The sequence below is a fragment of the Candidatus Neomarinimicrobiota bacterium genome (assembly GCA_041862535.1).
Taxonomy (GTDB): Bacteria; Fidelibacterota; Marinisomatia; order SCGC-AAA003-L08; family TS1B11.
On record JBGVTM010000146.1, the window covers coordinates 1 to 10,644 of the forward strand.

Genomic DNA, 10,644 nt, shown 5'->3' on the forward strand with positions numbered 1-10,644 from the left:
GGCGAGCAAGGGGTCATGAAGGGAGCCGATGTAACAGCGGCTGCCACCTGCTACTACCACGAACGGCTTATCGACCAGTAAGAAATTAATGCGATTGTCTTCATCATAACCTTCGAAGAAATCCCCCTTGTCCGTTTTAAGATAGATGAAGTGAGTGGAGAAATCGTAGAACTCAATGTCTTTTTCGCTAAGCCACGGCTCTAACTCCAGCTCCAGCCGGGATATTCCCTGTTGCATCGCTTCATAAGTTCCCATGGAATCATTAGCCAGGAAATAAAGCGCGAAATCGGATTCATCTTCTGGTTCCGTAGTATCGCAACCTATCAGACCGATTAGAACACTGGTTATAGCTATGAGGATAGCATATTTATTCATGGTTACCCCTTCCTCACCCCACCTGCACCCTCGCATTCTGCGGGGAAAAGGTTCTTGCTCGACTCGCTGCTTTCAATCCACTGATGATGAAAGATATAGAACGCCCACTACTTTTACAAGTGCTATCATACGATTGTCGAGGAAAGCTAAAACTGATCAAGACAGTTACACTTCATTGCACAGGTATGGTTACCCTCTAAGAAACCTGGCGCATTTGCAGGAGTCCGCGGATGTGGTCTGGTAGCCCGGAAAATTTAAACCCCCGACGAGAATAGGCTTATCTCGCTGGGGGGATCCGCCAGCTGGCGGACAGTAGCCCGTAGGAGAATCGAACTCCTGTTGCCAGATCGAAAATCTGGAGTCCTCACCACTAGACGAACGGGCCGCCAGAGGCGCGTGAATTTAGGTGCGGTCAAAACAGGCATCAAGAAAATAGCCCGGCTGTTCCTTACTGCGATCACCCCATTGGGTGCCGCCCGCATCAGAGTGTATATTTGCGCGGTTCCCAATCGAGCGGAAACATGGAGACCGATACCCGCAAACTGCTCCTCTGGTTGAGCCTCTTTTCCCTGGCTTTCGGGTATATCGAGGCGGCGGTAGTGGTCTACCTGCGGGAACCGTACTATCCCAATGGGTTCCAATTCCCCCTGGCAGCCGTCCCCTCCCGCCTAGTCTGGACGGAGGTAGGCCGGGAGGCCGCCACCCTGCTGCTGCTCCTCAGTGTCGCCTGCCTGGTCGTACGCCATAACCTGCGGCGCTTTGCCGTCTTCGTCTTCTGCTTCGGCGGCTGGGACCTGATCTATTATCTGGCTCTGAAACTGCTCGTGGACTGGCCTGCATCCCTGCTGGATTGGGACGTCCTCTTCCTGATTCCCTTTCCATGGACCGGCCCCGTGCTGGCACCGATGCTGGTTTCGGTGGCACTCATTGCCGCGGCCGTCTTGATCTTGAGACTACCTCCGGATCAACCCCCACACTTCCGCCGGCTGGACTGGCTGGTCGAAATTCCGGCAGGCCTGGTAATCATCGCCAGCTTCCTGTGGAACTTTCCAACCCTCAGGGCACAAGAGGTGCCCCGGTCTTACCCGTGGTGGCTATTCGCGATCGGACTGGCTACCGGCGTAGGTTGGTTTGCCTGGCGCCTGGCCCACCACCGGAAGACAACAGCCGCCGCCAGCAGGTAACAGCCCGCCCCCAGCATCACCACCGCCGAAAAGCCCAGATTCAGCGCCGCTATGGTTGCCAGCGGGGTGGTAATCACGGACGCGAAACCATTCACCCCCCAGGCCCAGGGGATGAGATGCTCGGCCCGGGCAGCATCCAGCCAGCGCACTCCCGTCGGGAAAAATATCCCCATCGCCAGCGCCAGGGGAGCCAGGGCAGCGACGACTAGCACCAAGCGCCCACCTTTGTCCAATGCCGCCCAGCCCGGGGCTAATAAGGAGACGCCCACAAACAGGATCACTAATAAAAGTATAATTGCGGCTACCGCACAGGGGATGAGCATACCCACCGATGGCGTCAGACGCCCCGACAGCATACTACCCACTCCCGCAAACACCAGCAGGGCGGTAATCACCGCGGCGGTGGCGTACACCGGATCACCCAGCACCAGCACCAGCTTCTGGATCAGGACGATTTCCACAAACATGAAGCCGCAGCCGATGACACCGAAATACAGCAGGCTGGGGGGTCGCCGCAGGGATTGCTCTTCAGCGCGACCGGTCTTGGAGGCGCGGCCGCTGAACCATAGGGGCAGGAGGATCACCACCGCCCCACCCACCAGCAGCAGCACCAGTGTGATCCACAGCAGCACGTAACCCCACTCCGCCAGCATAACCCCGGCGGTACCCAGGGTATGGCGCATGATCGGCAGCGAGCGTAGCGTGAGGAAATGGTGGAAGAAGGGACGGTTGTCGGTGGGAGGTTTCAGGAAAAAGGGGGATAGAACGGCTCCGGGCGAGGAAGCCCCCACCGCCAGGGCCGCCAGAGACGGCACCAGGGTGGTATCGGCCAACTGGTGGTAAAAACCGGTCCGCTCCACCTTATCCTGGTCTGGTAGATAGAGCAGATCGAAGCCTTCGGTTGCGGCAAACCGGCGGATGCGCCCGAGCTCCTCCGATGTCCAGGGACGGCGGGAAAGGACCATTGTGGCGACATTCCAGCTGCCGATGGCCGCCAGATGCGCACCGGCATCCGCCACTTCTGTTGGCCTCGATTCCCTCAGGGCTGCCGCCAGTAGATTGAATAGCTTCAAAGGCCGCCGCGGCGGACTGTCCAACCAGGTGCTGATGCACACCAGCCCATCCGGCGACAGGCGCTCCAACATGGCCGCCGCCCCTTCCCGGGTGAGCAGGTTGTTTTCATAAATGGCCTGCATAGCCGCCGAAGCACTCACCACCCCGCCCGTCGGTGGCACCATGATCACGTCAAACTCCCCCTCACTTCGGTAAAGGAAACCCCGGGGTTCGGTTAGCACCAGCTCCACCCGCGGATCCCGGTAGATGGAGCCGAGGCCGGACTCTCTCCCGGTGAGATAATCCAGCGCCTGCGGCAGCTCCGGATGCCGCACGACGGCAGTGACGCTGCTGCTCCCCACCATCAGGGCCTGCTGCACCTCCGCGCCGGTGCCGGCTTCCAGCACCAGTACGCGTCGGGGCCCGGTTTGGCCGGCGCCGAACGAGCGCACCCGGTAGGGCAGGCTGAAACTGGCGTGCCGCAGGGGCGCGCTAGCGGACGTGTCATCCAGCAGGGGCAGTGATCCCATCGGATTACCGTCCAGATATGCCTCCGCCTGGGGCTTGATCTCACCCTGGTAGGACAGGCTCAGGCCGGTGGCGGACCGCAAAGTCGGGCCTCTGAGAATAGTCAATACACCCAGCGGGCTGGCCCGTTCCAGCAGCACCTCCGTGTCCGGCATCAACCGCGTGCGGCTCAGGGCCTTGTACGGGGACATGGCCGGATCAAGCGGCGCCCACGTCAATAAGGCCGTTACCGCCAATACACCCAGGCCGGCAACCGCGTACAAGGCGGTATCTTTCCAACGTATGTGGGCGCGCATCTGAAACAATGTGCTCCCTGCATACACCAGTCCCAGACCGCCGGTGGCCAATCCCAGGCAGGCCGGAATCCCCACCGGATGCCAGTGATGGAGGAGCAGCAGTCCCCCCAGGGCCCCCGCGCCCGAACCCAGGAGATTGGCACCGTAGTTCAAGGCGATCCGGCCCGGCGCGGCTGAAAACACCAGAATCAGGCCGAAAGCCCCGCCAAAAAACGGCAGAAACAGCATCAGGCAGAGCAGGGCTAATCCCCCCAGCTGCCACGGCTGCCACACGGCCAGGAAGGTGTCAGTGGGAATCAGGGCCAGCAGCGGCTTCAGGCCGGCCATGGCGGCCCCGGTAAACAGCAGCGCGAAGGAAAAGGCCCGGTCGAAATGGCGCTGCCAGAATGATCGAAACACGTGCATCAGCGTGCCGCTGGCCCCGAAGCCCAGCAGCGCCAGGCTGATCACCAGATAAGCGAAATGGTACCACTGGAGGTAGGATAGGACGCGCAGCAGCACTACCTCGTAAGCCAGGAGGCTGAAAGACAGGCCGAATAGCAGCACCGGCAGCAGCCGCTGTCCAGGTGAAGATTTATTGCCCATGATGTTCGCTATTGATCGTGGCGCCCGGTAAGGGGCACGAACCTCACCGGGATGAGCTGCCTGGAGGTGACCCGGCCATTCTTCTTCTCCACCAGCACCAGGTACTGCGTCAGAAAGGGATGCCCCACCGGAATGACCATCCGCCCCCCTTCGGCCAGCTGCTGCACCAGCGGCGGGGGAATGTGCTCGGGGGCCGCGGTCACCACAATGGCGTCAAAAGGGGCCGCCTCCGGCCAGCCGTAGTAACCATCGGCGGTGCGGGTCTCAATATTGCCATACTCCAGCGACGACAGCGTCGCCCCGGCTCTATCGGCCAGCTCCGGGATGATCTCGATGGTGTACACCGTATCGGCGATCTGCGCCATGACCGCGGCGTGGTAACCGGAGCCGGTGCCCACCTCCAGCACCCGGGACCCCGTATCGAGCAGGGCCATCTCGCACATGTAGGCCACGATGAAGGGCTGGGAAATCGTCTGCCCGTAGCCGATCGGCAGGGGGCTGTCGGTGTAGGCCTGGCGAATCTCGTCCGCCGGGACGAAACGGTGGCGGGGTACCGCCCGCATGGCCGCCAGAACCCGCCGGTCATCGATCCCCCGCCGCTCGATCTGCCGCGTGACCATCTTCTCCCGCTGGGCGGCGTATCGCGCCTCATCCTGAGGGCGTAGGTCACCATAGCCCGTAGGATACTCTACCGGCGGTCGCCAGGAGATAGCCGCTCCTCCCGCCAGCATCAGTGCTAGTAAATACCGTAGATCAGGGTGTCGGGGTCTCACACAACCGCTCCTTTCCGGCCCTCACAGGCCAGGACCCTTCAGCAGCCCAGCTTCATGAAATGGTAGGGAGGAAATCCGCTTAGTGCAAGGATTTCAGGGCGCCTGCCCGGCCACCACGCGCTTGACCGGCGGTATCAACACCAGCGTCAGGGCCGTAAGCGCCGCCAGCGTCACGTAGGCTACCGTGAAAACCCAGGCAGGGAAGTCGTAGTACAGCAGATCGTAAAGCAGCTGGCCGATAAAGGTGCGCTCGTAGCCCACCCCACCCGACCGCACCAGCAGCCAGTTCTCCAGCAGCGTGAGCGGACAGATCTGACCAACGACCGCCTCCACGGCCACCAGCGCGATGCAGCCCAGGTGCACCCAGCGGAAGACCCGGTTACGGATCCAGCGCCACCCAAGCACCGCTCCCGCCAGGATCAGCATGAATCCCACCAGCACGAAGCTGGCATACCCCAGGTGGATAAATACAACTACATCAGTCAGAAACGACACAACTCAGATTCTTACTACTAGATACCAGCCTTACAGGGGTAATAATGGCTCCCATCAGGTGGGAACATCTCCAACATCGCGGACTTTAGCCTGCGGGTGGGCTAAAAATGAAATCTCAAGGCTAATGCGGCCTCTGCCCCCGATAACCGGATGGTGTGTTCCTCCATGGTTAACTTTCCATATTGATTAGTCTCAACACTCTGCTCCGGAACAACCATTGGGGACGTAAATCTTTGTTCCACACTGCCCCATATTGAAACATGCCGCGAAAGGTAATAATCGATACTGCACCTTAGATGGATTCCGATCACGTTCGTTCTAACCGAATAATCATGTGCGTAGGCAGTACTGTATCCCGCCAACCTCCCTTTTACCGAGAGCAAATTAGTGCTCAGACCGGACCCCACGGTAAATTCCCACGGGTCCTCTCTTAACGGGCTGGTAGCTCTGAGGACCAAGTTCAAGTGCAAGCCAGTTGAGGAAAGGCACCCGATGCCCTCATAACTATCAAAACAGGCATGCACTTCTTCCCACCACGATAAATCAGTATGTGAAAATCCTACCCGCAGACGCGGAGTGAGGCTATAGGCCAGCTCCAAACTCCAGGAGATTGGAGCTTCGCGCTTCTTAAAATGCAAAGCGCGTCCACCTAGCCCTGAACTTAGAAATGCGCTTTTAATGTGGGACATAGCATCAGTTTTCCACCACATTTCTAATCCGTAGGAAATATGGAACCTCGATGCCCATTGAGCAGCTAGAGACCTACGAAGCTCGCGCCTTCCGTCAGAAAATGGAACCTTTGGCTTACTTATGTCCCTATACACCGACTCAGCCTGCGCAACTGAAGACAACACAGGCCTTTCACCCTTTTCACCTGACAGCAGGTGCACTAGAGGATAAGGTGGGTCGGAAAATAATGCATTTTCTCGAATCCATAATAAAAGTGACCGATATTTCTCGGAGTCACCTTGGACGGAAAAATGATTTTCACAACCGTTAATAGCCGCAACGATACATCCCAGGATCGATCCGGCAATAGCTCCCCGTGTACTAAATGATGCCAGGGCGGTACTGCAAATAGGGTAAATGAGGGTAAAGGGAGTCTTCGCTTCCCAGCCATATAAAATCCGATTGGCCTCACTCTCCCGGCCCACGGTACCTAAAAAAGATCCCAATATGCCTCCCAAAAACAGACCGGAGATAATCCCGGTCCGGTAGTGCGCCTCGTTTTCGACAGTAACCCGCTCGATCTGGGAGACAGGTAGCAGATTGGTAAACTCGCGTATCCCTTGCCAGCGGAAGGGGTCTTCATCCTCCCATAGGAGTAGTAAAGTGTCCGTAGAACACATCAGCACTCCGCTGTAAGATCTATCATCAGAAGTAGTTATGGTTACCTGTTTACCTTTTTGCTGTGAAAAAAATATATCTAAAATAAATGCCGCCTTCCGATGAGCGGCGAGCTCGGAGAGATTATATATCGTCGGACCTGCTATAATAACTCGTACTTCTTGAACCGAGTCAAGTGAGACAAGTCGAGGTGTGCCATTCTGAATAATATAGATGAACGTACTATCGGGTGCGTCAGTAATAAGAATTTGATTCATACCCACGGCGTAAGTCGCGCCTGATTTAAGAACTACTTCCACCTCTTCACCAAGCAGGGTTACGACGTGTGTCAAAATACATAGAAATATAAGACTTAGAGGCCTCAATTCAATAGATCCTCATCTATAAAACTAATCTGACTATAAGCACCTATCTATAGAAAGAACTCCACCATTTAACTTCAATTGACATCTCTTCCAATTATCTGATCCGTCCGTCATGGATAGCATTGGCATTTTATAGACATCTATATGTTAAAAATCATCAATGAAAGCAGCCGTAATATACATAATTCTATATCCATTAGATGAATTATTTGGATAGGGATAGAATATTCCACCATAGTTTCCGGATTTGCGCTTGTCCTCCCTCTAACACACCCTGTACGGCCTCACATTATACATGCTAAACATCATTGCGCATCTGCACCCGATAGTTGCTGTCAATCGCCTTCCAGCTCATCCAGCAGGGCCACCGCCCGGCGCATATAGGGGATAACGACGGAGCCCCCCACCACCAGCCCGATGTTGAACACCTCATAAAAAGTCTCCCGGTCCACCCCTTGCTCGTGGCACTGGATCAGGTGGTAGGCAATGCAGTCGTCGCAGCGCCGCACCAGCGAGCCTACCAGTCCCAGCAGCTCCTTGGTGCGCCGGTCCAGACGCCCGGCTTCGTACACCTTGCTGTCCAGCCCGAAAAAGCGCCTGGTCTCCAGGTTACCCTCCGCCAGGATCTTCTCGTTCATGTGCGCCCGAAAACGTTCGAAATCTTTCAGCCTGCTCATGTGCATCTCCTGATGAAATAGAAATTGAAGGGAACTAAGCTATCAGCGATTCATCTATCGGCTATGGCCTACATAACCATGGAGTATTATGACGTTTCTCGCTGACTGCTGATTGCTGACGGCTGAACGCTATCCCCCCAGCACCTCCCCCAGCTGCTCCACAAAAAACGCATTCTCCTCGGGCAATCCAATGGTCACCCGGATGAGCGCCGGCCAGCCGAAGGAGAGCAGGTGCCGCACGATCACCCCTCGGTGCAGGAGCTGCTCCGTCAGGCTCGTCGCCGCCGCATCACTGGGCAGCTTGAGTGTCAGGAAGTTCGTGGCGGAGGGTATGGTTTCCAGACCCAGTCGCTGGAAGGCCTCCAGCAGGTAAGCCCGGCCCGCCTGGTTGTTGTTCAGAGACCGTTCCAGGTACTCGCGGTCCTCCAGGGCCGCCAGGGCCGCCGCCTGGGCCGGACGCGACGGCTCAAAGGTCAACTTCACCTTCAGCAGGTTGCCGATCAGTTCATCGTGCGCGAAGCCGTACCCCACCCGCAGGCCTGCCAGACCGTAGACCTTCGAGAAGGTCCGCAGCGTAATGACGTTGTCGTAGCGGTAGTGCATGGAGTCGGGATAGTCCGACTGCTCCCGGGCGTACTCGAAGTAGGCCTCATCCAGAATGATCAGCACCCGCTCAGGCACCCGCTCCATGAAGGCATCGAACTCCGGCACGGTGAAGTAGGTCCCGGTGGGATTATCAGGGTTAGCGAGATAGATGATCTTGGTGTACTCGTTAATCTCATCGGCCATGCGCGGCAGGTCGTAGTGGTAGTCGCGCATCGGTACCCAGTGGGTGGTGCGGCCGGAGGCATCGGCCAGCACCCGGAAGCCGACAAAGGTGCCCCGGGCCGAGATGATCTCGTCACTGTCCAGCAGGAAGGTGCGCATAATGGCCGACATGATCCCTTCGCTGCCGCTGCCGGTAACGACGTTGGCCAGTCGGACGTTGAAGCGCCCGGCCAGGGCCGCCCGCAGCTCATGAGATGTCTGGTCCGGGTAGCGGTGGCTCTCCAGCAGGGCCTCCTGCGCGGCGGTCAGGGCCCTGGGTGAGGGACCCAGGGGATTCTCGTTGGACGCCAGCTTCACAATGCGCTCCAGACCCAGCTCCCGGGCCAGCTCCTCCACCGGCTTGCCCGCTTTGTAGGGCGCCAGACTCTTGATATAGGGCGGCACCAACGGCATGGACTGCTATCCCACCATAATGGGCAAAGTGTGGGACTCCTTCACCGCTGAGAGGACCATCATGGTCTCGATGTGCTGGACCCCCGGCAGGGTGCTGAGCGTCTCGATGATAAACCGCTCGTAATCGGGAATATCCTTGGCCACTACCCGCAGAATATAATCCGCCCGGCCGGTCACATGATAGCAGGCCACGATCTCGTTCACATCCTGCACCGCTTCAACAAACCTCAAGATGGCGTCGTGCTGATGCCGGGCCAGAGTCACCTCTACCAGGACCAGCAGGCCAATGCCGACCGCGGTATGCTCCAGGCTGGCGTAGTAGCCCTGGATCACTCCGCCCCGCTCCAGCTTCTTCACCCGCTCCAGCGCCGAAGCCGCCGAGAGGCCCACTTGCTTGCTGAGCTCTGCGTTGGTCATGCGACCCTGCTCCTGAAGCAGCGTCAGAATCTTTTTATCGATGCTGTCCAGTTTGTTCATAGCTTCCCACCACTTTAATCAGTCCTGTCATTCCGAATATAACGAGGAATCTCACTGATGAGATGCTGCACTTCGATCAGCATGACAATCAGGTCTAAGTTTACGATGATCCGGATAGGTAATGCAGTCGCTCTTGATGTCCAAATGCCCCTTGCCCCCGATATGCCTGTCCTGTGGACGCAAGCCGGGAGGGAAATCACCGGAGGTGCGCTCCCCGTAGATCTTACGCCGCCGCGCGGGTGATCTTGCTCATCGCCCGCTCCAGATCGTCGATAATATCCGCCACGTCCTCGATCCCGACCGAGATACGCACCAGGCCGTCGGTGATGCCGTAGGCCAGCCGCTCATCCTTCGGCACACCAGCGTGGGTCATGGAGGCCGGGTGCTCGATGAGGGTGTCCACCGTCCCCAGGCTGACGGCCAGGGTCAGCAGCTTCACATTGTCCATTACGGTGATGCCCGCGTCCAGGCCGCCCTTAAGCTCGAAGGAGATCATCCCGCCAAAGCCCTTCATCTGCCTTTTGGCCAGCTGGTGATACTTGAAATGCGGCAGGCCGGGATAATTTACCTGTTCCACCTCGGGGTGCTCATCCAGCCATTCGGCCAGGGTCATGGCGTTGGCGCACTGGCGCTCTACCCGCAGGGCCAGGGTCTTCATCCCCTGGTTGATCAACCAGGCATCGAAGGGGCTGGGATTGCCGCCCATACGCTCCATATGGTGCCACAGGTCGTGGCGGATAAAGTCCACCTCCCGGCTGACAACCATACCCCCCACGGTGGTGCCGTGGCCGTTGAGATACTTGGTGGTGCTGTGCACCACATAATCGGCGCCGAGAGCCAGGGGCTGCTGAAGTATGGGCGTGGCGAAGGTATTGTCCACCGCCACCTTCAGGCCGTGGGCGTGGGCGACCTCGCTCACCCGGGCGATGTCACACATGTCCAGGGTGGGATTGGCCGGCGTCTCCAGATAGACCAGCCGCGGCCGATCCGCTTTTCGGATGGCCTCCTCCAGCTGCTCGGGCCCGTCAATGCGCACCAGCACGTGGTGGATGTCCATCTCGGGCAGCAGGTTCTCAATGAGCTCGGTGGTGCCGCCGTACAGGCTGCCGTGGGTTATCAGCGTCTCACCAGGCCGCAGCAGAGTAAACAGCAACGTGCTGATAGCCGCCATCCCCGATGAGAAAGCCATCCCCACCACCTCCGGGTAGGGATCACCGTCCTTCATCTGCTGCCGCAGCTGCATCCCTTCCAGGGCCGCCACCTTCTCC

10 protein-coding genes and 1 tRNA gene are annotated in these 10,644 nt (G+C 58.2%); 1 reads left to right on the plus strand and 10 read right to left on the minus strand.

Annotated elements, in window-relative coordinates:
* A partial coding sequence (locus ACETWG_05520) for a hypothetical protein (protein MFB0516048.1) occupies positions 1-375 on the minus strand: 375 nt, incomplete at its 3' end.
* Between the two features lie 313 nt (positions 376-688).
* A tRNA-Glu gene (locus ACETWG_05525) sits at positions 689-760 on the minus strand.
* Positions 761-896: 136 nt separating this feature from the next.
* Here ACETWG_05525 and ACETWG_05530 point away from each other — a divergent pair.
* Positions 897-1,559 carry a hypothetical protein gene (locus ACETWG_05530; GenBank protein ID MFB0516049.1) on the plus strand — a complete coding sequence of 221 codons (663 nt, stop codon included), beginning with the start codon at positions 897-899 and terminating at the stop codon, positions 1,557-1,559.
* On the opposite strand, the gene ACETWG_05535 is transcribed toward ACETWG_05530, so the two are convergent.
* From ACETWG_05535 to ACETWG_05570, 8 genes are all read right to left on the minus strand, one after another.
* Positions 1,457-4,021 (minus strand): hypothetical protein, encoded by a 2,565-nt coding sequence (locus ACETWG_05535; GenBank protein MFB0516050.1) that lies wholly within the window; start codon positions 4,019-4,021, stop codon positions 1,457-1,459. The two genes, ACETWG_05530 and ACETWG_05535, sit on opposite strands and share 103 nt — an antisense overlap.
* Before the next feature lie 8 nt (positions 4,022-4,029).
* A complete protein-coding gene (locus ACETWG_05540; GenBank protein MFB0516051.1) occupies positions 4,030-4,752 on the minus strand; it encodes a protein-L-isoaspartate(D-aspartate) O-methyltransferase in 723 nt (240 codons plus the stop codon).
* 135 nt (positions 4,753-4,887) lie between these two features.
* The gene (locus ACETWG_05545; protein MFB0516052.1) at positions 4,888-5,289 is read right to left on the minus strand and encodes a DUF2784 domain-containing protein; all 402 of its coding nucleotides are present in this window, start codon (positions 5,287-5,289) and stop codon (positions 4,888-4,890) included.
* 101 nt (positions 5,290-5,390) lie between these two features.
* Positions 5,391-6,935, minus strand: coding sequence for a hypothetical protein (locus tag ACETWG_05550; GenBank protein ID MFB0516053.1), 1,545 nt, complete (start codon positions 6,933-6,935; stop codon positions 5,391-5,393).
* A gap of 401 nt (positions 6,936-7,336) precedes the next feature.
* Positions 7,337-7,678 carry a carboxymuconolactone decarboxylase family protein gene (locus tag ACETWG_05555; GenBank protein ID MFB0516054.1) on the minus strand — a complete coding sequence of 114 codons (342 nt, stop codon included), beginning with the start codon at positions 7,676-7,678 and terminating at the stop codon, positions 7,337-7,339.
* A gap of 129 nt (positions 7,679-7,807) precedes the next feature.
* Positions 7,808-8,899 (minus strand): histidinol-phosphate transaminase, encoded by a 1,092-nt coding sequence (gene hisC / locus ACETWG_05560; protein ID MFB0516055.1) that lies wholly within the window; start codon positions 8,897-8,899, stop codon positions 7,808-7,810.
* A gap of 6 nt (positions 8,900-8,905) precedes the next feature.
* Entirely contained in the window at positions 8,906-9,376 is a 471-nt protein-coding gene (locus tag ACETWG_05565; protein MFB0516056.1) for an Lrp/AsnC family transcriptional regulator, read from the minus strand.
* Positions 9,377-9,599: 223 nt separating this feature from the next.
* Positions 9,600-10,644 (minus strand): PLP-dependent aspartate aminotransferase family protein (locus ACETWG_05570; protein ID MFB0516057.1); only part of this gene is annotated, 1,045 nt, incomplete at its 5' end.